Genomic DNA, 22,449 nt, shown 5'->3' on the forward strand with positions numbered 1-22,449 from the left:
GAATTTGACGAGCGACGATGAGCGATAACACTGATCAATCCGGCGGCGGGTCGCCTTTCGGCGACGAGGCCGAGAAAGAGGTCGTGCAGCAGGTCGGTCGTACCGACAAGGACGGTGCGTCGGTCGGGCACTTCACGTTGACGCCGGCGAGCGACACGCGCAGCAAGGAGTTGCTATGCGATGTGAGGCCGATCATTCCGGTCATTTTTTTGCCGGGCGTGATGGGCTCGCCGCTGATCAACTCGGTGACCGGCGAGGAGATGTTTTTTGCGCCGAACACGGACGGCATGCTGGGCGACCTGGGCGCATTACCGACGCTGATCAGCATGTGGTTCAAGGGTGCTGCCACGCGGGAAAAGCAGTTCGACCCGACCGTGGCCGAGGTGACGCCGTTCGGGCCGGTCAGTGCGGGCAAGCACGAGAAGGGCGACTCGGCGATCCAGTACGTGGACGAGGCGGAAGCGCGTCGGCGCGGCTGGGGCTCGGTGTACCGGTCAAGCTATCAACCTCTGCTGGCATGGTTGCAGGAGCAACTGAACGAGCCGAAGCATATGGGGAAGACCAAGGGCGCATGGGCCGAAGCCGCCCCCGACGGCAAGAAGTGGGCGCTCAAGCCCGTGCTGGATACCGAGCCGTCCGACTATGGCGCGAACGACGCGGGCAAGCAGGGCCGGGGGCAGGCGATCACGGAAGAATCGGAGGTGTTCAAGCACTTCCTGAAATACCAGTACCGGGTGTATGCGATCGGCTACAACTGGCTGCAGTCGAATGAAAAGTCGGCGAAACAGGTCATCGATGGCGCGAATTTCGAGGACAAGAAGACCGGCCAGAAGATGCGGCTGATGGGGATCAATGAAATCATCAATGAGAACGACAGCGGCAAGGCGATCATTCTCACGCACTCCATGGGTGGATTAGTTGCACGCATGGCGATCGCGATGCACGGTGCGATGAATCTGTTTCACGGGGTGTTCCATAACGTGTTGCCGGCGACGGGTGCGCCGATCGCGGCGAAGCGATTCCGTACCGGTGGTGGTAGCGAAGGCGGGAAGAACGGCTTTATCAACGGCGCGCTGCTCGGGAGCAATGCGGACGAGTTCGTGGCGGTCGCCGCGAATGCACCGGGGGCGCTGGAGTTGCTGCCGATGCCGGATTATCACCAGGGAGAGGCGTGGTGGATTTTTGCGCGGCTGGATGGGACGCCGGTGTTGAAATTGCCGCAGCAAGGTAGTGCATACAAGGAAATCTATGCCAATTCTAAATGGTATGGCTTGGTGCCGGAACAGTCGTTTTCTTTGCTCGACCCGGAAGGAATGGTGAAAAAAAGACTGGGTTCGGACGCGAAAGATAACGATGTATTCGAATATTTCAATGATGTTATGAGGGTTGTTACAGATAACCAAAACGGTATAAGGGACAAGTACCACGATAGAACCTATGTTACCTATGGAAATGGAGAACTACGTCCCAGGGGCTCCGCCGAATCGGCTGACAACCACGGAAAGCCAGCGATCGAGCAAGGCAAGAAGCTTGCGGATCTGCTGGCGTGGGGCACGGTGATGTGGAAGGGGAACATACCGGAAGGCGTGACCGAGGACGAACTGCGCGCGGCGCGGTTCCTGGGCGAGAAGCATGACGATTCCCACACTGGCAGGTTGCGCGTTCATTTGGACTCGCGCGACATTACCGTCGAATTCGAGGTACAGAAAACGGCGAAACTGCCGCCTGGCTGCGATGCGCCCGACGCTAAAAAGAACGGCATCATACCGGGTGACAGCACCGTACCGGTTTGGTCGGCTGAGGCGCCCGCGCATAGCGCAGAAGGGGGCGCGGCTCACGGTGTTCAAGTAATTTTTGACCAGGGAGGCTACGTGCATCAGGACAGCTATAACCATCCGTGGGTGCGCTGGGCGTTACTCTACAGTATCGCGCAAATCGCAACGGATGCACCGGAGCCAAAATGCTGACACGCATTGGTCGATTCTTGTTTTTGGTGGCGAGCGTGTGCGCCTGTTCGATAACGTATTCCGGAGAGCCGGTGATGGCGAACCCATTGTTGTCCAAGCCGCGCCCGTGGTGTATCGGGCGCTTTGTATTCGATCGCCCAACGACGAGCGAAATCACGAATCAACGATATAAGTTTCGTGGCGAAACGCTTGAGACGCAGGACGATGTGTCGCCTGCGACTTATAAGGAAAAGGTTGCGGATCTGGAGAAAAAGCTGGAAACAAAAAGGCGAACGGATCCTAGTGAAAATGGCAAGCCTTTAGCTCATGCCTGGCTGGAAAAGGCATTTTCTCCAAAAAACGACTCCAGGGTGTTTGTTTATCAAGAATCCTATACGGAAGGCATTAAGCTTCCTTTTTATACTGAATCGTATATATACGACAACAAAACGCTATTTCACACGGTTGGCCGGATTGGGTCGGCCGCAATCGGGCGAGCCGAGGAAATTTATAACGATACGGTTCGCCGGGTTAAAGCGCGCGACAACTGGTCGGTGCCGACCGAATCGGGGTTCTGTTTCAATGGCGGGATCGTCACCGGGTCTTCGACCTACACCGAGGAAGTCACTCAGTCGTTTGCACTGATGCCGGGTCGACCAGCACTGCTGGCGATCGAGATGCGCGATTCGGTGGACTCCGATCAGAAGGCGCCGCTAACCAAGACGCTGCCTGAATTGCGCGCGCAGCTTAGCCGGGTGTCGAGCGGCAGCTACCAGATCCTGCGGCAAGGCAAGCGCACGGTGGCGGGAATGGATGCCGAAGAGGTGTTGTTCGCGTTGAAGGAGGGTGAGATTACGTCGTATCGCTTCTACCTGCTTGCGCCGGGTGATCCGAGCACGCTGGCGAAGCCGCATACGGCGATTCAATTGCTGCTGGGTGCCCCGCGCCCCGACATGGCGCCGGATCAGGCAAGTTCCCCGGTCGACGAGGCCGGTGCTCTGCAAGTCTGGGACACGCTGCTGAACAGCCTGCGACTGCGGCCTGGCGCGGTGTGAGCGAGGGTGTGATGCGACGCTACGACATTGTGAAAGGCGACACGACGACGGTTGGCGGCATCGTGCAGGGCGGTGACGGACAGGACACGCTGCTCGGCCGCGAACAAGCGTATGAACACGATCCGGTGTGGTGTCCTGTATGCAAGACCGTCGGCGTGATCGTGTGCGACGGCCCGCGCCAATCGAGCACCGGGCCGGATGGCCGACAGATGGCGCTGAGTGACGATCTATGTCGGTGCGCCTGTCCGGTGCCGCCGAAACTGGTGGCGTCGCAGTCGGTGTCGTATATCGACGCATGAGGCGAGCGGACGGGCCTGGTCGGCTCGTTTACGCTACCCGACGCCATGCGCCATGCCGGTCGAATAGAAGCCTGCCCTCAGATGCGTTTGGCGCGCATCGCGAGCGATCACCGTTTGACGAACGAGATGTATCGGAGCCGAAATGCTGACACGAGTGGGACGATTTCTGTTTTTGGCGGCGAGCGTATGTGCCTGCTCGATCGCGTTCGCCGAGGAACTGACCGTCACCAACCCTGTGTTGACCAACCTGCGTCCGTGGTGCGTCGGCCGCTTCGTGTTCGACCGCCCAGCGGCAAGCATAATCACGAATGAGCGGTACGAGTTTCAGGGAGACAAACTGGAGACGCAATACAACGTAGCGCCTGCGACGTATCAGGCCAAGGTTGCGGAGCTGGAGAAGAAACTCAAGACAAAGAAGCGCACCGACCCGGGCAGCGGAAACGAACCTTTGTCTCACGTATGGCTGGAAAAATCGTTCTCGCCGACGGGTGAATCCAGGGTATTCATTTACCAGGAGGCGTACACGGAAGGGGTTGTCCTGCCATTCGATGCGGAAGGGTATATCTACGAAAATAGAACGCTATTTCATACAACCGGCCGCATCGGGTCGGCGGCAATTGATGAGGCAGAAGACATCTATAACGGCATCTATCGCCGGATCAAGGCACGTGATAACTGGTCGGTGCCGACCGAATCAGGATTCTGCTTCGACGGCGGGATTGCCACGGGTTCGTCGACTTCTACAGAGGAAGTGTCTCAGTCGTTCGCACTGATGCCGGGTCGTCCGGCGCTGCTGGTGATCCAGATGCGCGACGCGGTGGACGTGGATCAGAAATCACCGCTGACCAAGACGCTGCCCGAACTGCGGTCACAACTTAACCGGGTGTCAAACGGCAGCTACCGCATCCTGCGGAAAGGCAAGCGCACGGTGGCGGGAATGGACGCCGAAGAAGTGCTGTTCGAACTGAACGACGGCGACATCACTTCGTATCGTTTCTACCTGCTCGCACCGGGCGATCCGGCTACGCTGGCGAAACCCCATACCGCCATTCAGTTGATACTCGGCGCAAGGACGCACGATTTGTCGCGGGATGAAGCAACGTCGCCAGTGGATGAGGCTGGCGCGCTTCAAGTGTGGGACACGTTCCTGAACAGTCTTCGACTGAGGCCGGGCGCCGTCTGATCGACAGGGATGGATGCGACGGCCCGACATTGCGAAGGGCGGCAAGACAGCGGTTGGCGGAGTCTTCCAAGCCCTTTTCCCGATCACTTTCCGCGACTACCGAACATCAAAAACAAAAAACCCGCGAAGCGTCGTGCTGTCGCGGGTTTCCGGAATTGCGGTGCATGCGGAGAAACCGCATCTGGTGCCGACGGCGAGACTCGAACTCGCACAGCTTTCGCCACTACCCCCTCAAGATAGCGTGTCTACCAATTTCACCACGTCGGCACTGCAAGGGGCGCAATTCTAGCGCGACGTTGCGCGTTTGTGAAGGGGGTGTGACACATTGAAGGGATTCACGCAGGCGATCCCGGTAGAATTCGGGCGATCGACCCGACGATCGTCGCAACCGCAACCCGCTTTCTCCGCGTGACACACACCCTCGAACAACTGCAGGCCGGGCAGCTCGCCGGCGCACGGCAACTCAAGCTCGCATGCGGGTTGACGGAATTCCCGCGCGAGATCTTCGATCTTGCCGACACGCTCGAAGTGCTCGACCTGACCGGCAATGCGCTCTCGGCGTTGCCGGACGACCTGCCGCGGCTGCACCGCCTGCGCATCCTGTTCGCGTCCGGCAACCGCTTCACCGCCTTCCCCGACGTGCTCGGCGCATGCGGGCAGCTCGACATGATCGGCTTCAAGGCGAACCGGATTCAAACGGTGCCGAGCGGTTCGTTGCCGCGCGCGCTGCGCTGGCTGATCCTCACCGACAACGCAATCGACGCATTGCCCGCCGATATCGGCGACTGCTCGCGGCTGCAGAAGCTGATGCTCGCCGGCAACCGGCTGCGCGCGCTGCCGGCTGAAATGGCCGCATGCCGCGCGCTTGAACTGGTGCGCCTGTCCGCGAACCGGCTGGACGACCTGCCCGACTGGCTGCTGCGCCTGCCGCGCCTCGCGTGGCTCGCCACCGCGGGCAACCCGTTCGGTGCCGCGCCCGAAGCCGCGGCGTCGGCCGGGCCCGAGGTCGCGGACGTCGACTGGGCGTCGCTGGCATGCGAGCAGAAGCTGGGCGAGGGCGCATCGGGCGTCATTTACCGCGCGCAATGGCGTGCGGACGGGCATCCGCCCCGGGCGGTCGCTGTCAAGCTGTTCAAGGGCGCGGTGACGAGCGACGGCCTGCCCGATTGCGAAATGGCCGCGTGCCTGCACGCCGGCCGCCATCCGGGCATGATTCCGGTGATCGGCAAGGTGAGCGGGCATCCCGACGGCACGCACGGCCTCGTGATGGAACTGGTCGATCCCGCGCTCACGAACCTCGCCGGGCCGCCGAGCTTCGCGACCTGCACGCGCGACGTGTATGCGGCCGACGCGAGCTTCGCGCCGGCGGTGGCGGTGCGGATCGCGCATGGCATCGCGTCGGTGGCGGGCCATCTGCACGTACACGGCATCATGCATGGCGACCTGTATGCGCACAACATCCTGCACGACGGTGCAGGGGGTGCGCTACTCGGGGATTTCGGCGCAGCGTCGCTCTATGACGTGAACGACCGCACGCGTGCTACTGCGTTCGAACGGCTCGAGGTGCGGGCGTTCGGCCATCTGCTCGGCGAGTTGCTCGAGCGATGCGAACCGCACACCTGGGCCGGCAGGAGCGCGCTCGATGCGCTTGCGATGGCTTGCCTGAATGACGACGTCGAAGCGCGGCCGTCGTTCGGCGAGATCGCGGCCGAGCTGGCCGCGCATACGCACTGACGGGTGCGCGCCCGCTTACGCCTGCCGCGCAGTCAGCAGCTTGATCCCGAGCCCGACGAACAGCAGCCCGCTGGCGCGCTTGAGCGCACGCACGGCGCGACTCATGCCGAAGCCGCGATGGAACCGGCGCACGCCGGCCGAATAGACGCTGTGAACGACCACGACGGTGCACGCGATCGTCGCGTACATCACGACGAATTGCAGCGCGAGCGGGCGGTCGTGCACGATGAACTGCGGCATGAACGCCGACAGGAAGATCATCGTCTTCGGATTGCTGCCCGATACGAACAGCGCTTCGCGGAACAGTTTCCTGCGGTCGGGCGCGGCGATTTCCGCCGCACCGGTCGAAGCGGCGGCCTTGCGGTCGCCGCGCAATTGCCGGACCCCCAGGAACATCAGGTACGCGGCACCGACCACCTTCATCGCGACGAACAGCGGCGGCATCGCGGCCAGCACCGCGCCGACGCCGAGCGCGACGAGCAGCACGACCACGCCTTGCGCGACGAGGTTGCCCGCGATCGTCGCGGCCGTGCCGTGCGTGCCGTAGCGCACCGTGTTGCGGATGACGAGCAGCACGTTGGGCCCCGGCGACAGCGTCGTGGCGAGATAGGCTGCGGCAAACAGCATCCAGGTCTGAATGGACATGTGGCGCTCCGAGAGGCGGTTCCGGCGGTCGGGATGAAGCGATGATGCCACGCCAATAATTGGCGCAGGTTTGCGCCGGAACCGTGCCGTCGCGGCGCGTCAGCTTGCGTCGCGCATGCAGTACGCCGGAATCGACGGCGGCGTATCGATCGCGGCGGGCCGCGTCATCCACGCGATCCACCCGGCCCATATCCCGCAGACGATCATCACGGCGACGTTCAGCGGCGTCCGGTAGCGGACGATCAGGTCGGCCAGCGGCAGGCGATGTTTCATGTGCGTCTCCTTCGATCGGGGGCGGTGGGCGTTACTGGCCGGCGTAGGTCGGCGCCTTGGCGTCGCAGGTCACGGACACCGTCGAGCCGTCCGCGAAATGCAGCCGGAACGGCACCTTCGCGCCCGGCGCGACGGCCTGGCGCGGTTGCTCCAGCATCACGTGATAACTCTTCGGCTTGAAGGTCACCGTGCCGTGCGCGGGCACTTCGACGGCGTCGACGTGAACCATCTTCGCGGTGCTGCCGCTCGTTTGCGTTTCATGCAGCATCGCCATCCCGTACGCGGGCGAGTCGAGGCCCGTCAGCGTGACGGGGGCGTCGCCGTCGTTCTTCAGCGTGAAGTAGCCGGACGACGGCACGGTCGCCGGCATCGCGCGGATCCAGCAGTTTTCTGCCTGCACGGCCGGCGCGGCGAACGTGGCGGGGGCTTGCAGCGCCAGCAGTGCGAACAGCAGGCCGGTCGGAATCGAACGTTTCATGGTTGGTTCTCCTTATGGGTGAATGCAGCGGATGCGGTGGATGCAGGATATAGGCCGCGACGCGACCGGCGCGGCACGCCGATACGCATCGCGAATCTCATTTCAGCGTGAACGCGTAGTGGCCGTGCGTGCGATGGCCGTCGCTGGCCACCGCGATCCACGCGACCGTATACGTGCCGGCCGTCAGGCTGGTCAGCGCGACCTGCATGCGTTTCCGGTTGCCGGCATCGACGGACGATTTTCCGTCGACGACCGACTGCCCGTGGCTGTCGGTGACGGCGATCGAGCTGAAAGCGGGCTCGAGCGCTTCGCTGAAGCCGATCGTGACCGCGTGCGGCGCGGTCGAAAGCGTGGCGTCGGCGGCCGGCTCCTGCGTCTTCGGGAGCGCGTGGGCGTGGGCGGCCTGGATGACGACGAAGCCGAGTGCGGCGAGCGCGCCGCGAACGAAAGTAGTGGTGTTCATGGTCGAATGTGCGAGTGGTGAATCGGATGGCGCAACACGGATTCGACGGACGGATGCACGCGCACCCTCGCGGCAGCACCGATGCCGGCCGATGCCGGCGCGAACATGCGCGGCCGGACGTTCGCCCGCGAGCGAATGTCGGCGCGACAGTCCGGGCCGGAAGCAGCCAGCCGCACGCACGGCACGATGCCGCGCGCAACACGGTGAGACATGATCGTCCTTCGAAACGTGACACGTCACGCGCGCGGGTGGCGCGCGAACCACGCGATGCGTTATGGCATCACGGGCGTTGACGACGAATCAGGACGCGAACGGAGGGGCGCGCGGTTGCGCGGCCGTGAGCGGCAGCGCGCGGCGCAGGCTTTCGAAGCGGGTCGCTTCGCGGTGCTGAATGACGTGCACGTTGGCCGCGAACGTCAGTTCGGGCGCCGGCAGTGCAGGTGTATGGGCAAGCAGGCTGCAATAGCCGCATGCCTGGAGGTGGGCCGTCAGGCTCTTCTGCGCCGAATCGGCGGCGCGCTCGCCGGCGGCCGGCGCGGCCGTGCAGTAGCCGGCCAGCAGCGTATCGACGCGCTGCTGCGTCGTCAGGGCCTGCGAGATCGTCGGCGCGAGCGCCGTCATCAGGATGGCGAGCATCCCGATCAGACTGCCGATCTTCCGGAGGCGACGACTCAGCATGCGATGCGCGGCGACGGTTGGGCGAGGATGGAGCGGATTATGCCACGCACGTCGCTTCGGATGTCGGCACGGACGTGCGGCGTGGCGGCGCGCTACGCGCGCTTCGCCAGGTATTTCGTGATCAGCGTCATCTGTGCGGCCCAGCCGTGATCGTTCATCTCGCGCGCCTTCGCGCGGCGCGCTTCGATCAACTGGTCGAAGCCCGTCTCGGTGACCGTGAGCAGCGTGCCGCCGGCCTGCGCGGCGAGCGCGAACGTGACGAGCGTCATCGGCTCGGTCGAGTAATCGAAATTCGGGTCGATCGCGAACGGATGCCAGCGAAACGAGAACAGTTGCTTCGGCTCGACGCGATCGACGACGATTTCGAACACAGTGCCGGCATAGGGCTCCTGCGCCTTGGCGACGTCGTCGTCGACGCGGGTCGGCGTGATGCGGCCGAACAGCGGCTGGCCGGCCGCGAACGGCCCGTCGAACGTGACGCCGAACCACTGGCCGAATTCGCCGGAATTGCTGACGGCTTCCCACACGCGGTCGGGCGATGCGTTGAGCTGGGCCTGTTTTTCGATGCGATCGGTTTGCTGGGTCATCACGTTCTCCATGCAGGATCGAGCATTGCAGGACGACGCGCGCGACCGCGCGCCGCGTCTAGTCGAGCATGACCGCGTCGGGCACGTCGAGCACGAGGTCCGACGTCGCGACGGCCACGCACGGCAGCGTATAGCCGTCGGCCTTTTCCTCGCGGCTCAGCCCGGGCCATTCGATCGTATAGCGTACGCTGCCGCTGACGATCCGGCAAAGGCAGCTGCGACACGTGCCGTTGCGGCACGAGCGCGGCAGCGACACGCGCGCGAACGCGGCCGCTTCGAGCAGCGTGAGCGAATCGGGCGCATCGAAGGTCGCGCCGAGCGGCTCGATGCGTACGAGGGGAGCGTGTTCCGGATCGGTCATGAAGGAGGCGGGTGGCGGTTCGGCGGCAACGCGCCAAGCATACCCGAACGGGCTGGCGGCCGGCGCCGGCCGGCCGCCGGCGTCAATGGCGGCGCAGGTGCCGGTACACGGTATTGCGGGCGAGACCGAGCTCGCGCGCGGCCGCCGACACGTTGCCGCCATGCCGCGCGAGCACGGCATCGATCACCGCGGCCTGATGGCTTTGCAGCGTCGTGCCTTCGTGCGTGCCGGCCGCTACGGCCGGCATCGCGGTGGCCGGTGCAACCGGTGCATCGTCGCAGTCGAGCCAGAAATCGTCAGGCAAATGGGCGCGCGTGATTTCGGCTTCGTCCTCGGCCAGCATGCCGGCCGTGCGCAGCACGTTGGTCATCTGGCGCAGGTTGCCGGGCCAGCGGTGGCGCGTGAACGCGTCGAGCACGTCGGCCGCGATGCGGCGCGGCATCGGTTCGCCGCGTGCGAGCCGCGCGAGAATCCGCTCGACGAGCGCGGGCAGGTCGGTGCGCGCGGCAAGCGCCGGCAGCGTGACCGCGAGCCCGTTGATCCGGTAGAACAGGTCTTCGCGGAACGTGCCTTCCGCGATCATTGCGCGCAGGTCGCGATGGGTCGCGCAGACCACCCGCACGTCGACCGGCACCGCGCGCGCGCCGCCGAGCGGCATCACCGCGCGTTCCTGCAGCACGCGCATCAGCCTGACCTGTTGCGCGAGCGGCATGTCGCCGATTTCGTCGAGAAACAGCGTGCCGCCGTCGGCCTGCACGATCTTGCCGGGGCTGCCGCGCTTGCGCGCGCCCGTGAACGCGCCGTCCTCATAGCCGAACAGCTCGGCCTCGATCAGCGAATCGGGCAGCGCTGCGCAGTTGACCGCGACGAACGGGCCGTCCGCGCGCGGCGATGCCTGGTGCAGGGCCCGGGCGAGCCATTCCTTGCCGGTGCCGGTCTGGCCGAGGATCAGCAGCGGCAGGTCGCGCCCGCGGATCTTCGCGACGCGTTCGAGCACGGCGGCCATGCGCGCGTCGCCCGTGTCGAGCGTCGCGAACGTGATCGCGTCGGGATCCGGCGTGCGCACGCGCGCGGCGGGCGCGGGCGGCGTGACGGCGATGGTGGTCTTGTGTGCTTCCGCGAATTCGCAGCGTGCCAGCACGCGTACGCCGGTCGACAGCGTGAGGCGGAACATCGCACCGGGTGCGCGTGCCGCCTGCTGCGCGAGCTGGCCGAAGCGCATGCCGAACAGTGCGTCGCTGGCCTGATGCTGCAGTGCGTCGAACGACGCGCCGAGCTGGAATTGTGCACTGCGGTTCGCGGCGATCAGCCCGCCGTCGGGGCCGAATGCGACGAGCCCGGCGAACAGCGAGTCGACGCATTCCTCGTGCGCGTGAAAGCGCAGCCGCAATGCTTCTGCGCACTGGTTCGCGAACAGGTGGTTCTCGATCAGTTGCGCGGACATCCGCACGAGCGCGAGTGTATGCGGGCTCGAGCCGCGCGGATCGCCGCTGACGTCGAGCGTGCCGAGCGTGCGGCCGAACGGGTCGAAGATCGGCGCGCACGAGCAGGTGAGGATGTGATTGGCGCGCAGGAAGTGTTCGGCGCCGTGCACCGCGACGGCCTGGCCCGATGCGAGCGCGGTGCCGATCGCGTTGGTGCCGCGCGCGCCTTCCGCCCACGAGACGCCCGTACATAGCGCGACGCGGTTGGCTTTCTCGATGAAGTCCGCGTCGCCGATGCTGTGCAGGATCACGCCGTCGGCGTCGGTCAGCAGCACGAGGCTTTGCGTGTCGGCGATTTGCGCGTGCAGGTTCTCCATCACCGGGCGCGCGTGCGAGAACAGTGCGTGATTCGTGTCGAGCAGTTCGCGCAGCGCGATGCGCGACAGTGGTGAGAAATCCGGGCGTTCGTGCGCGCGCAGGCCGACCGCGGTCGAACGCGCATGCGCCTGCGCGAGCAGGTCGGTGCGACCCGCGGTGGCGGGCAGCACGAAGGGTTGCGGCATGACTTGTCTCCTGTCGGCCCCAGTTAGCGCTTCAGCGCTTGCTGGGACCCCATGCTTCGCGGTCGGTCCCGGTTGGCACTTCAACGCCTACCCAGGCCCATGCTCGTCGATATTGACCGGTTCCCGGCGCATGCACACGCGCCAAAACCCTCCTCAGATTCCCGCCTTCGCGTGCGGCGCACCATCGGTGTGCGAACGGCAACCATCCGGGTACGCATCATCATACAAGCGCCGCGTACGATGCGCGACCGCGAACAAAATCCCCTTGCTTTTAAACGTCCGCCTGCAATGATGGAAATGGAGCACGCACGCGCCGTGTTCCGCATTGCAACATGCATGCGACGCGACATGCATCCGTTCGGGAGAGGCATCATGGTTCGGACGGAACTGAGAGTCGTGCTGGCGGCTATCGCCACATTCATCATGCTGGGCGGCATCGCCGTGGCGATTCACGGGCTGCTGTTCGATCTGACCGATGCGGTGCGATACGGGGCGGCTGCGATTGCAGTGGGCGCCACGACGGCTGCCATCGCGCTCAACGTCTGGCCGACCGATCCTCACTGACGCCGGTTGCCGAAACGGTGCCGGATGCCGCGCTGATCAGATGAAATGCGCGTCGGAACGACGCACGCCGGAAATTTTGTCTCCTGCGCGAAACCGTCTAAAGTGGAAATCAACCGGCATGCATCGTTCGCGCCTACTCCCGCGCGTCGCGCCTCTGCCGGCGAGCCCGCGTACATTTCGTCCGGCCGGTGGCGGACGACGGACGCGGTCATTCGTTTTCTACGGGTCGAGGCGGCTCCCATGCAGATCCATTTCACGAACGAGAAGCCCGAGTATTCGGGGCGCGACTTGATGCTTGCGTTCACGGCGTTGGTGAATGGCGAGCGCGTCCAATGTCAGATCACCGCCGAGGCGCTGGAAGATCACTTCGGCGCGGCTTCGCCGCGCTTCGAGGACATGGTCGGCGCATTCGACCAGCACCGCGACCGCATCGAGGCGGCTGCACGGCGCCTGCTGTCGGAGACGCGCGCGCAATGCGTGACGCTGCGCAGCGGCTATGTACGCTTCTACGAGGCCAACTGGCGCGGCTGACACGACGCTCGTCTTGCGGCGCACGTCGCTGAGCGCTGCGCACGCGAAGACGTTGCCTTTCACGCAATGCCGTTCGGCGGGGCCGGGCGGCATTTTCGTATGCGGGCCGCCCCGGATTGCCCGAGTGTCGGTCAGTCCGTGCGTGTCGATCCGTCAGGATCGCAGAAGAATCGCGCGAAAACGAAAAACGCCACCCGAAGGTGGCGTTTTTTCCTCATGCATCGCGCCCAAGCGCCGCCGTCACTCGCTGCCGAGATAGAAGAAGCGGAACAGGAACACGGCTGCGATGATCCACACGATCGGCTTGACCGAGCGTGCCTGGCCCGTCAGCAGCTTGAGGCCGCCGTAAGCGATGAAGCCGAATGCGACGCCGTTCGCGATCGAGTACGTGAACGGCATCAGCAGCGCGGTCAGCGCGGCCGGCACGGCTTCCGTTGCATCGTCCCACGGCACCTCGACCATTTCGCGCAGCATCAGGCACGACACGTACAGCAGTGCCGGTGCCGTCGCGTACGCCGGCACGACGCCGGCGAGCGGCGCGATGAACAGGCACGCGAGGAACAGCACCGCGACGGTGATGGCCGTCACGCCCGTGCGGCCGCCGGCCTGCACGCCCGACGCGCTTTCGATATACGCGGTGGTCGACGACGTGCCGAGCACCGAGCCGGCGACGATCGCCGTGCTGTCGGCGAGCAGTGCCTTGTTCAGGCGGTTCATCTTGCCTTCGACGAGCAGGCCCGCGCGGTTCGCGACGCCCATCAGCGTGCCCGTCGCGTCGAACAGCTCGACGAGGAAGAACACGAGGATCACGTTGATGATGCCGGTCGACAGCGCGGCGTGGATGTCGAGCTTGAACAGCGTCGCGTCGATCGACGGCGGCGCGGAGAACACGCCGTGGAACTGGTTGTCGCCGAAGAAGAACGACAGGACCGTGACGCCGATGATGCCGATCAGGATCGCGCCGCGCACGCGCAGGTGGTCGAGCGTGACGATCGTGAAGAAGCCGACGATCGCGAGGATCGTGTCGTGCTTGTGCAGGTCGCCCAGCGTGACGAGCGTGGCCGGGTTGCCGACGATCACGCCCGACGTCTTCAGCGAGATGATGCCGAGGAACAGGCCGATACCGGCGGTGATCGAGATCCGCAGCGATTTCGGAATGCCGTTGACGATCGCCTCGCGCACGCGGAACAGCGTGACGAGCAGGAACAGGCAGCCGGAGATGAACACGGCGCCGAGCGCGGCCTGCCACGTGAACCCCATGCCCTTGACGACCGTGTACGCGAAATACGCGTTCAGGCCCATGCCGGGCGCGCACGCGATCGGGTAGTTCGCGTACAGGCCCATGATGAGCGACGCCAGCGCCGCGACGAGGCAGGTCGCGACGAACACGGATTCCTTCGGCATGCCGGCGTCGCCGAGGATCGCGGGGTTGACGAAGATGATGTAGGCCATCGTCAGGAATGTGGTGACGCCCGCGAGTATTTCGGTGCGGAAGTCGGTGCCGGCTTCAGCGAAGCCGAAATACCGCTTGATGGATTCCATGAAGGCGTTTCTCCGGTCGGGTTGTCGTGTTGCTTGTTGTGCCGAATTGTTGTAAAGGCAGCGCGCGGCCGGCTTACTGTAACCAGCCACTATTGCCCGGCTATCGGCGGATTGTAATAGCGCGGATAGCTCGGACGATATAGTTGGAGGGCACGATCGACAGATCGCGTGGCTGCCTGCCCGCGAACGGTCTGGCAGCCCGGCCGCGCGGCGAAGGCGCGCATTTTACCGGTTCGGGCGGAGCGGGCCGGAAGAAATGCCTGAAACGGAAGCGGGAGGTGCGGACGAGGCCCGCCGATGCGTACGCAACGGCGTGCGAGAACGTGCAGGACGGCACGCGCGGCGTATCGAGTGTGGCGGGTGCGGGATGACATCCGACTGAAACGGAGCGCCCGCATGCTGCACGAACGCGGGGCAGGCAGCACGTGCGCGGCCGGTGCGGATGCCCGGCCGCGGCATGCAGCGGCCATTCGTCAGTCCAGGCGGGTGCAGATATCGGGCTATCGTGCGCCGAAGCCGTCCCGCCCGCAACTGTCATTTCGTGATGGGGGGGCGACTGTGGTTTCTGTGTAAAAGATTGCAAGACCCCATCGCATAAACCGGCAAGTCTTTCTAGGATAGATACACCGCGCATGCACACGCCGGCCGGTAATTGCCGACGCGGGGGAGTCGCAGTCCGTGCAGGCCGGGCGGTGAAGTGCGGTCAAGGCCGTTGCGTGTTCGGGCAGGCACGGCCGCTTGCGATTGCCCGATGCGGGTTCGTCCGTAATAACGGAGGTCAGCATGTTGAACTGGATCAGCCGCTGGGCGATGCGACACGCCCCCACGCCGGAAAAAACCGCTGCGTCGATGCTCGTGACGGCGCGCATGGAACTGTTCGCTGCCGAACAGCGCGTCATCGACGCGAAATTACAAGCGGATTACTGGCGTACACGTGTGTCATTCCTCGAAGAGGTGCAGAAGCAGGGCATCGATCCGTGGGTGACCTCGCAGGCAGCGCAACGCCCCGACCTCGAATCCACTCCACGAAGCACGGGCCCGCGTCTCGCCGCCAGCACCTGATGCACCTGCTGCATCCTGTCGCTGCGCACGGCGCGCGATCGCTCGCGGCACGCACCGGCGTGCCGCGTCATTCGATGCGCACCTGCGGCGCGTTACGCCGCAGGTGCGTCCGTTTCCGGTCGCGGCCGTTCCGCGCCTCGCGTGCCTGACGGCGCGTCGCTCATCCACTCCTTCTGCCTGCCCCGAAGAGCAAACGTTGCACTTGCGCGAGCGTGCGCCTGAAGCGTTCGCCGCGCCGCACGTACGCGGTCGTGAGCGTCGCTTCGGCCGACCGGTCGGCATCGGTGCCGAGCCAGATGCGCTCGCCGCGTGCAATGCGCAGCACGTCGCCGGGCTGCACCCAGTAGTCGTCGATGCACGGCGGGCGCGTGACCCACAGCGCCGCGCCATGCGCGCGGAGCTCCGCGTCCTGCGGCGCGCGCCAGGTCAGCGTCGCGCGCGGCGCGACCGCGAAACGGATCACGATTGTCGGTAACGCGATCGTGCCGGCGCGGCGCCGATCGGGACGGTCAAACAGCGGGCTTGCCTGGTCCATCGTCTTCTCCATTCAGTGAGCCGGACGGATGACGCGCACCAGAACAAAAAGGCCTCATCCGTTTCCGGTGAGGCCTTGTGTGACATGCGGTACTGCTCGATTGCTAACGCACACGCGCCTCCCGTGAACCATTCTTTCGAATGTTCATCGATCGATGAATCACGGCGGCGATGGGCGTGTACGTAGGCATGCGAACGAGTTTGTCTTCGTGGAACTGCGTTGTCAACGATAATTTTCGGGATACGCGAGCGCGATGCATCGACGTGCGCGCACGGCATTTCGTGACGCCGCTGCATAGCCGTATCGAGTGCGCAGCAGCGCGTTCGTCAAGATCGACTTCGACATCGCTCGCGTAGCAAGCTGCGCATGCGTGCGAGCACATGCGCGAGCCACGCGCTGCGTCTCATCGCATACGCGGTCGTGATCGATGCTTCGGCGGGACGGTCGTCGTCGGTGCTCATCCAGATGCGATCGCCGCGCCGCACGCGCAGTACGTCGCCGGTTCGTATCCAGTAATCGTCGACACTGCCCAGCCGCGTGACCCACAGCGTCGCGTCGTGCACGCGGATCTCGGCGTCGTTTTGCGCGCGCCACGTCAGCGTCTTGCGCGGCGCGACCGTGAATTGCATCACGACCCGCGGCAATGCGATCGCATCGGTGCGGCACCGATCGGGGCAGACAACCAGCCGGCTTGCTTGGTCCATCGTCATCTCCATCCGTTGAGCCGGGCAGAATGACGCGCACCAAAACAAAAAGGCCTCATCCGTTTCCGGCGAGGCCTTGTGACATGCGCAACTGAATCTCGATGCTAACGCACAAGCGCCCCCGGTGATCGCCACGTATTGGCGTTCACTGGTGTTTTATGCGCGATGGCGGCGGGCTTGAGCGTAGGCATGCGAACGAGTGTGTCGCGCCGGCGCAGCAATGTCAACGGAATTTTCGAGATACGTGGCGGTCACGCGTCGCGTTGCGCGAGCCCGTTCACGAGCAGCTCGGACAGCAGGCCCGTCATCCCTTCCGGGTGCGTGGCCGCACGCGCCTTGAGCTGTTCGACGAGTTCGGCGTTGAGCTTGCAGGCGAACGGCACGAGGCCCTGTTCCTGGTCGAGCTTGCGCTGCGCGCGGCGGTCGAGCTTGGCTGCGTCGTCGGCACCCTTGCCGAAACGCGCGGAGCTGGATTGCTTCAGCGCGTGCGTCAGCTTGAGCGCCTTGTTCTTTTCGAGATCGGTTTTCTTCATGGCCATCGCGGCACCTCCGGGAAATGAAGCCGCGATTGTACGCATTTCGGCGGGCACCGCCCGCCGAGCCGGCAGGAAACCCGGTCAGGCGCCCTTCGTCGTGCCCCAGTTGCCGCCGTGCGCGGCCGCCTGCGCGGCCGGCGAGCGGGCGAGGTAGGCGAGCGCCTGTTCGGTCGAGCCTTCGTGGTGCGGCGTATAGCTCGGCTTGAAATAGCGCAGCGCCGCGCCGATCACCTTCCAGAACGACGGCAGGTGCCCGCGCCGCGAGCCTTGCCACCACGCGAGCACGAAGCCCGGGTAGCGGCCGGCGGCCGGGTCGCGCCGGTACATGAACTTCGCGCCCGTCGTGATGTAGTAGAGCAGCAGCAGGATCACGAACGCCATGTGCACGCAGCGCTCCGGATAGGTGCCGCCCAGGTGCCGGTAGATGTCGAACGCGACCGTGCGGTGCTCGACTTCCTCCGCGCCGTGCCAGCGCAGCAGGTCGACCATCGTCGGGTCGGCCTTGCCTTCGTCGAGCCCGTGCGCATTGAGCACCCAGTTGCCGAGATAGCCGAAGAAATGCTCGAGCGACGCGATCACCGCGAGCTGCTGGCGCAGCCAGAAACGCGTGTGGCCGATCTTCAGCCCGAGCGGCTGTTCGCCGAGCACGCGCGTGAAGAGGCGATTGAGCTTCTGCGTGAACGGCTTCGTGTCGATCCCGTGCCGGTCGTAGTAGTGCTTGAGCACGCCGCCGTGCGAACGCGAATGCACGGCTTCCTGCCGCAGGAAGCCTTCGGCCTCGTCGCGCAGGCGCGCATCGGCGATCAGCGGCAACGCCTTGTTGTACACGCGGCAGAACCACAGCTCGCCTTCCGGGAACAGCAGGTTCAGCGTGTTGATGATGTGCGTGCTGCCCGGGTCGTTCGGCACCCACGTAATCGGCGTGTCGCTGAAGTCGAACTTCACGTGCCGGGCCTTGATCTTGTGATAGTCGGCGGTATCGGTCATCTGTGTCTCCCTGTGCGGCGCGATGCGCCGTCAATGCGATGCCATGCTGACGCGGGCGATCATCCGGCCGAGCCACGGCATGAAGCGGCCGACGAAACGCATCGCGTGCGCCTCGCCGCCGACCGCGACGACGGGGCGGTTGCGCAGCACGCCGTCGACCATCGCCTGCGCGACGGCTTCGGGTTTCAGGCCGCGCATCTGGTACAGCTTCGTCGCGCGCTTGCGCAGCCGCGCTTCGTCCTGCGCATTGGCGCCCGCGTATTGCGTCGACGCCATGATTCCGGTCTCCGCGAAGCCGGGGCACACTGCCGTCACGCCGATGCCTTGCTCCGCGAGCTCCGCCCGCATGCATTCGCTGAGCATCAGCACGGCGGCCTTCGTCGTCGCATACGCGGGCAGGTCGCGCGACGGCCCGAACGCGGCGGCCGACGCGGTGTTGACGATGTGGCCGCCGGTGCCGCGCGCGGCCATCTGCTGCGCGAACAGCCGCGAGCCGTGGATCACGCCCCACAGGTTCACGTGCAGGATGCGTTCCCAGTGCCGCGTGCTCGTGTCGAGGATGCCGCCGGCCATGCCGATGCCCGCGTTGTTGATCACGACGTCCGCGCCGCCGAGGTCGCTGCCGACCCACGTCGCCAGCGCTTCCATGTCGTCGGCGGACCCGACGTCGACGCGTTTCGCGTGCGCTTGCGCGCCGGTCAGCCCGATCAGCAGCGCGGTGCGTTCGGCGCTCGCGAGATCGATGTCGCACGCGACGATCGTCGCGCCTTCGCGGGCGAACGCGAGCGCCGCGCAGCGGCCGATCCCGCTGCCCGCACCGGTCACCACCGCGACCTTGCCGCTGAAGCGGCCGCTGGTTGCACGGCGGCGCGCGTTTGCAAGCGCGGGCGGCTCGTTGCCCGATTCGACCGCGTCGATCAGTTGCCCGGCAAGATCCGCGAAGCGCGTTGGATCGGCGAGCGGCAGCCAGTGGCCGGCCGCGACTTCGCGACGGTAGTACTGCGGTACCCAGCGCGACAGGTTCTCGGACAGCGCGGGGCTCACGTATTTGTCGCCGAGCGGCACGATCGTCTGCACCGGCGCATGCGCGTAGCGTTCGCGCGGCGCGAACAGGCAGCGGATGAAGTTCGCGCGATAGAGGCGCACGCCCCGCGCGCCGTCGTCGGCCTGCGTCGGGCGCGGCGCGGCGGGCGTTTTCTCGAGGCGGCGCAGCAGGCGCGGCCACGCGCGGCCGAGCCACAGCCGCCAGCCGAGCTCGGGGATGAACGGCAGGTGGAACAGGTACACGTACCACGAGCGCACGAGCTGGCCGCCGAGCTTCGCGAGCGACGCGGGGGTCGGGCGCAGCACGCGTTCGCGCAGCCAGAAGCCGACGTGGTCGAGGCACGGCCCCGAGCACGACGTGTACGACGCGATGCGGCCGGCGAGGCGCGGATCGGTGACGAATTCCCAGCCCTGGATCGAGCCCCAGTCGTGCGCGATCAGGTGCACGGCGCGGCCGGGGCAGAGCGCGTCGATCACCGCGACGAAGTCGTCGGTCAGCTTCGCGAGGTGGTAGTCGGCGGTGCGCTTCGGCACGCCGGACAGGCCCGCGCCGCGCACGTCGTACGCGATCACGTAGTGTTTGCGCGCAAGCAGCGGCGCGACGTGCTGCCAGACGCTGCTGTCGTCGGGATAGCCGTGCACGAGCACGACCGGCGAGCGGGCCGGGTCGCCCCAGGTCTTGACCGCGAGCGTCAGGTCGCCGGAGGCGACCGCCGTTTCGCTGTGAACCGATTCGAACAGGGCCAGCGGCGCTTCGTCGGAAAGAGGCTGCATCGTGAGTCCGTCGTTCAGGGATTCGGGAGGAGGGGCGCGTTTGCGTCAGGCGGCGGCCGGCACGGTCGCGACGGCCTGCGTCCGCTCGGCCTGGCGGCGCTGCCAGCGGCGCACGTGCGGCAGGTCTTCGTCGAGCCAGTACGCGTCGTCTTCGGTGATGACGAGCAGCTCTTCGAATTTCGCGCCGACGCCGGCGAAGCCGAGATGCGGCTCGACCGCCCACAGGCCCGGCACGGGCGCATGCTCGGAGCGGCGGTCGATCGACCACAGCGGCGACCAGCCTTGCTGTTTCGCCGCGCGGCCCTGGTCGAGCAGCAGGTTGCGCGTCGCGTTCAGCCCGAAGCGCGCGACGAAACGCGGCTTCGACAGCTTGTGGATCTTCGCCACGCGATGCGCGAGCACCTTGAACGGATAGGCCTTGTGGCGCGGCTCGACGCCCTGGCGACGGCACAGCGCGTCGACTTCCTGCGCGACCTCGGCCATCGAGCGGCGCTCCTTCACGAGCCGCACGATCATGTCGCGGTGGTCCATCAGGTCGTCCTGCAGCTGTTCGAGGATCGGGTTGTGGCCGAGGCAGTGCGCGTAGCCGACGTCGGCCACGATGCCGTCGAGCACCGGCGCGACGTCGAGGATCACGGGCATGTCGGTCTCGAGCTGGCGGTTGCTCGGGAAGAACGCGAGATTGAAGCCGCCCATGTGCTTGAGGCCCGAGAAGCCTTCGAATGCGGTGCGATCGCCGAACCACGCGAACGGCTTGTGCAGCCAGTCGTGCACGCCGTTGTCCTGCAGCCATTCGGTCAGCAGGCGCGCGGCTTCCTTTTCGGTGATGCCGGGGTAGAGCATCGCGCCGACGGTTTCGACGCAGCGGTACGCAAGCTGCTGGACCGCGCGAAATTGCGGCAGCTCGTCGAGGTGGACTTCCGGCAGCGGGTGGTGGTCGGCCATGGCGCGTCTCCGTTTGGGGCGCTGATCCGGAACGCGCCCGCCGGCGTCACCGTCGCGGGTTATTCAGTCAGCATTTAATGTGTCATTGAATGATGTAATGATCATAGACGGTTCCGGGACGCGCGCCAGCCCCCAGAGGTGAGGATTTGTCCTAATGGAAGGGGGAAATGGAGGGGAAGCTCTAGAGTCGGGGCACCGTGATCGTGGCCAGCCTGGTGCCGCACTGGATGCTCCGATGACACTTGTTGATCGTTCTGGAGTACCGCAAGAAGCGCTCGGGACCGGCCGGCTTCCGTGCTGCAATGCACTTAAACTGCTCAACGACAACCGATTCAGGAAACAGGATCCGGCATGACTCATCCGATTTTTGACCTGCTGACGAAGCTGGAAAGCGCACATGTGGCTTATGCGCTCAGTCGCCATCGTCCCGACACCATTCTCGTTTCCGTGACAGTCGTGGGACAGCGTATCGAGATCGACGTGTTCGATGACGGACACATGGAAGTTTCCCGATTCGTGGGTAACGAGGACATCGAAGGGGGGGCCGAACTGATTGACGCCATCCTGGCATCGGCGGCCTAGGGGAGGCGGTCGACGTACGATGGGCTGCGTGCGTTCACCCCTCCCGCTTCCCCCCCAACCGCTCCAGCAACGCCCCCAGCAGATCGACCGGCAACGGAAACACGATCGTCGAGTTCTTGTCCGCGGCAATCGTCGTCAGCGTCTGCAGGTAGCGCAGCTGCATCGCCTGCGGTTGCAGCGCGAGCCGTTGCGCGGCCTGCAGCAGCTTCTCCGACGCCTGCAGTTCGCCTTCCGCATGGATCACCTTCGCGCGCCGCTCGCGCTCGGCCTCGGCCTGCCGCGCGATCGCGCGGATCATCGTCTCGTTCAGGTCGACGTGCTTGATCTCGACCGTCGACACCTTGATCCCCCACGCATCGGTCTGCGCGTCGAGCGTCTTCTGGATATCGGCGTTCAACTGCTCGCGCTCGGCGAGCAGCGCGTCGAGTTCGTGCTTGCCGAGCACCGCGCGCAGCGTCGTCTGCGCGAGCTGGCTCGTTGCCTCGAAGAAGCGCGCCACCTGGATCACGGCCTTCTCCGGGTCGACCACGCGGAAATACACGACCGCATTGACCTTCACGGACACGTTGTCGCGCGTGATCACGTCCTGCGCGGGCACGTCGAACACGACGGTGCGCAGGTCGATCCGCACGACCTGCTGGACGATCGGGATGATCAGCACGAGCCCCGGCCCCTTCACCTTCCAGAAACGGCCGAGCATGAACACCACGCCGCGCTCGTACTCGCGGAAGATGCGGATCGACGACGCGATGAGTACCACGACGAAGACGATCAGGATGCTGCTGAAGCCGAACGTGAAACCGATCATGAAGGTTCTCCTTGGTGTTGTTCTTGCACCGGCATGTCGTAGAGCGGGGCGACCGTGAGCAGCAGCCCGTGGCGGCCGGTGACGCGCACGCGGCAGCCCGCGGCAAGCGGTGCGCTGCTGGCCACGCGCCAGCGCTCGCTGCGCAC

At 65.4% G+C, this 22,449-nt stretch carries 26 protein-coding genes and 1 tRNA gene; 9 read left to right on the plus strand and 18 right to left on the minus strand.

All coding sequences use genetic code 11. The annotated features are described in order from the left end of the window. Positions 1-17 precede the first annotated feature (17 nt). From BDI24065_RS01520 to BDI24065_RS01535, 4 genes are all read left to right on the plus strand, one after another. Positions 18-1,967 carry an esterase/lipase family protein gene (locus BDI24065_RS01520; RefSeq protein WP_175029685.1) on the plus strand — a complete coding sequence of 650 codons (1,950 nt, stop codon included), beginning with the start codon at positions 18-20 and terminating at the stop codon, positions 1,965-1,967. Next, positions 1,961-3,001 (plus strand): T6SS immunity protein Tli4 family protein, encoded by a 1,041-nt coding sequence (locus tag BDI24065_RS01525; RefSeq protein ID WP_254609643.1) that lies wholly within the window; start codon positions 1,961-1,963, stop codon positions 2,999-3,001. The genes BDI24065_RS01520 and BDI24065_RS01525 overlap by 7 nt, the downstream gene beginning before the upstream one ends. Positions 3,002-3,012: 11 nt before the next feature. After that, positions 3,013-3,300: a PAAR domain-containing protein gene (locus BDI24065_RS01530; RefSeq protein WP_175029686.1), complete on the plus strand. Its 288-nt coding sequence runs from the start codon at positions 3,013-3,015 to the stop codon at positions 3,298-3,300. A gap of 142 nt (positions 3,301-3,442) precedes the next feature. Then, the gene (locus tag BDI24065_RS01535) at positions 3,443-4,483 is read left to right on the plus strand and encodes a T6SS immunity protein Tli4 family protein (RefSeq protein WP_175029687.1); all 1,041 of its coding nucleotides are present in this window, start codon (positions 3,443-3,445) and stop codon (positions 4,481-4,483) included. 182 nt (positions 4,484-4,665) lie between these two features. Here the strand turns inward: BDI24065_RS01535 and BDI24065_RS01540 are convergent. After that, positions 4,666-4,750, minus strand: a tRNA-Leu gene (locus BDI24065_RS01540). Between the two features lie 141 nt (positions 4,751-4,891). Here BDI24065_RS01540 and BDI24065_RS01545 point away from each other — a divergent pair. Next, entirely contained in the window at positions 4,892-6,217 is a 1,326-nt protein-coding gene (locus tag BDI24065_RS01545) for a leucine-rich repeat-containing protein kinase family protein (RefSeq protein WP_175029688.1), read from the plus strand. Positions 6,218-6,232: 15 nt separating this feature from the next. On the opposite strand, the gene BDI24065_RS01550 is transcribed toward BDI24065_RS01545, so the two are convergent. From BDI24065_RS01550 to BDI24065_RS01585, 8 genes are all read right to left on the minus strand, one after another. Continuing rightward, a complete protein-coding gene (locus BDI24065_RS01550) occupies positions 6,233-6,862 on the minus strand; it encodes a LysE family translocator (RefSeq protein WP_175029689.1) in 630 nt (209 codons plus the stop codon). A gap of 99 nt (positions 6,863-6,961) precedes the next feature. Beyond that, on the minus strand, positions 6,962-7,135 hold the full coding sequence (locus tag BDI24065_RS01555) for a hypothetical protein (RefSeq protein WP_166895179.1): 174 nt from the start codon (positions 7,133-7,135) through the stop codon (positions 6,962-6,964). 31 nt (positions 7,136-7,166) lie between these two features. Then, entirely contained in the window at positions 7,167-7,613 is a 447-nt protein-coding gene (locus BDI24065_RS01560; RefSeq protein ID WP_174943139.1) for a copper chaperone PCu(A)C, read from the minus strand. A gap of 97 nt (positions 7,614-7,710) precedes the next feature. Beyond that, positions 7,711-8,076 (minus strand): copper homeostasis periplasmic binding protein CopC, encoded by a 366-nt coding sequence (copC, locus tag BDI24065_RS01565; RefSeq protein ID WP_175029690.1) that lies wholly within the window; start codon positions 8,074-8,076, stop codon positions 7,711-7,713. 300 nt (positions 8,077-8,376) lie between these two features. Further along, on the minus strand, positions 8,377-8,754 hold the full coding sequence (locus tag BDI24065_RS01570; RefSeq protein WP_175029691.1) for a DUF2946 domain-containing protein: 378 nt from the start codon (positions 8,752-8,754) through the stop codon (positions 8,377-8,379). 92 nt (positions 8,755-8,846) lie between these two features. Next, positions 8,847-9,341, minus strand: a complete 495-nt coding sequence (locus BDI24065_RS01575; RefSeq protein WP_175029692.1) for an SRPBCC family protein — start codon at positions 9,339-9,341, stop codon at positions 8,847-8,849. A 58-nt stretch (positions 9,342-9,399) separates the two neighbouring features. Next, entirely contained in the window at positions 9,400-9,702 is a 303-nt protein-coding gene (locus BDI24065_RS01580) for a 2Fe-2S iron-sulfur cluster-binding protein (RefSeq protein ID WP_175029693.1), read from the minus strand. Positions 9,703-9,784: 82 nt separating this feature from the next. Next, positions 9,785-11,689, minus strand: coding sequence for a sigma-54-dependent Fis family transcriptional regulator (locus BDI24065_RS01585; RefSeq protein ID WP_175029694.1), 1,905 nt, complete (start codon positions 11,687-11,689; stop codon positions 9,785-9,787). 288 nt (positions 11,690-11,977) lie between these two features. Here BDI24065_RS01585 and BDI24065_RS41460 point away from each other — a divergent pair, with 288 nt between their 5' ends. Continuing rightward, positions 11,978-12,253 (plus strand): DUF2964 family protein, encoded by a 276-nt coding sequence (locus tag BDI24065_RS41460; protein ID WP_368040764.1) that lies wholly within the window; start codon positions 11,978-11,980, stop codon positions 12,251-12,253. Between the two features lie 240 nt (positions 12,254-12,493). After that, positions 12,494-12,784 carry a DUF1488 domain-containing protein gene (locus tag BDI24065_RS01595; protein ID WP_039366385.1) on the plus strand — a complete coding sequence of 97 codons (291 nt, stop codon included), beginning with the start codon at positions 12,494-12,496 and terminating at the stop codon, positions 12,782-12,784. A gap of 240 nt (positions 12,785-13,024) precedes the next feature. On the opposite strand, the gene BDI24065_RS01600 is transcribed toward BDI24065_RS01595, so the two are convergent. Further along, on the minus strand, positions 13,025-14,326 hold the full coding sequence (locus BDI24065_RS01600; protein WP_175029695.1) for an NCS2 family permease: 1,302 nt from the start codon (positions 14,324-14,326) through the stop codon (positions 13,025-13,027). Positions 14,327-15,109: 783 nt separating this feature from the next. Between BDI24065_RS01600 and BDI24065_RS01605 the strand changes: the two genes are divergently transcribed. Next, the gene (locus BDI24065_RS01605) at positions 15,110-15,388 is read left to right on the plus strand and encodes a hypothetical protein (RefSeq protein ID WP_011354312.1); all 279 of its coding nucleotides are present in this window, start codon (positions 15,110-15,112) and stop codon (positions 15,386-15,388) included. A gap of 160 nt (positions 15,389-15,548) precedes the next feature. Here BDI24065_RS01605 and BDI24065_RS01610 read toward each other — a convergent pair whose 3' ends face one another. From BDI24065_RS01610 to BDI24065_RS01635, 6 genes are all read right to left on the minus strand, one after another. Next, positions 15,549-15,923, minus strand: a complete 375-nt coding sequence (locus BDI24065_RS01610) for a DUF2917 domain-containing protein (protein WP_175029696.1) — start codon at positions 15,921-15,923, stop codon at positions 15,549-15,551. Between the two features lie 326 nt (positions 15,924-16,249). Continuing rightward, entirely contained in the window at positions 16,250-16,627 is a 378-nt protein-coding gene (locus BDI24065_RS01615; protein ID WP_175029697.1) for a DUF2917 domain-containing protein, read from the minus strand. 251 nt (positions 16,628-16,878) lie between these two features. After that, a complete protein-coding gene (locus tag BDI24065_RS01620; RefSeq protein ID WP_089441866.1) occupies positions 16,879-17,166 on the minus strand; it encodes a hypothetical protein in 288 nt (95 codons plus the stop codon). Positions 17,167-17,244: 78 nt separating this feature from the next. After that, complete coding sequence (locus BDI24065_RS01625) at positions 17,245-18,150, minus strand: metal-dependent hydrolase (RefSeq protein ID WP_175029698.1); 906 nt, start codon at positions 18,148-18,150, stop codon at positions 17,245-17,247. Between the two features lie 30 nt (positions 18,151-18,180). Beyond that, positions 18,181-19,968 (minus strand): SDR family oxidoreductase, encoded by a 1,788-nt coding sequence (locus BDI24065_RS01630; protein WP_175029699.1) that lies wholly within the window; start codon positions 19,966-19,968, stop codon positions 18,181-18,183. 45 nt (positions 19,969-20,013) lie between these two features. Next, on the minus strand, positions 20,014-20,913 hold the full coding sequence (locus BDI24065_RS01635; protein ID WP_175029700.1) for a M24 family metallopeptidase: 900 nt from the start codon (positions 20,911-20,913) through the stop codon (positions 20,014-20,016). A 351-nt stretch (positions 20,914-21,264) separates the two neighbouring features. Between BDI24065_RS01635 and BDI24065_RS01640 the strand changes: the two genes are divergently transcribed. Continuing rightward, a complete protein-coding gene (locus tag BDI24065_RS01640) occupies positions 21,265-21,495 on the plus strand; it encodes a hypothetical protein (protein ID WP_254609645.1) in 231 nt (76 codons plus the stop codon). Positions 21,496-21,529: 34 nt separating this feature from the next. Here the strand turns inward: BDI24065_RS01640 and BDI24065_RS01645 are convergent, their stop codons facing one another. Beyond that, on the minus strand, positions 21,530-22,303 hold the full coding sequence (locus BDI24065_RS01645) for a slipin family protein (protein WP_089475357.1): 774 nt from the start codon (positions 22,301-22,303) through the stop codon (positions 21,530-21,532). Beyond that, positions 22,300-22,449: NfeD family protein (locus BDI24065_RS40940; protein ID WP_368040765.1), on the minus strand; the 150-nt coding region annotated here is incomplete at its 5' end. The genes BDI24065_RS01645 and BDI24065_RS40940, both read right to left, overlap by 4 nt.

This window comes from Burkholderia lata (assembly GCF_902499025.1).
Taxonomy (GTDB): domain Bacteria; phylum Pseudomonadota; class Gammaproteobacteria; order Burkholderiales; family Burkholderiaceae; genus Burkholderia; species Burkholderia lata_C.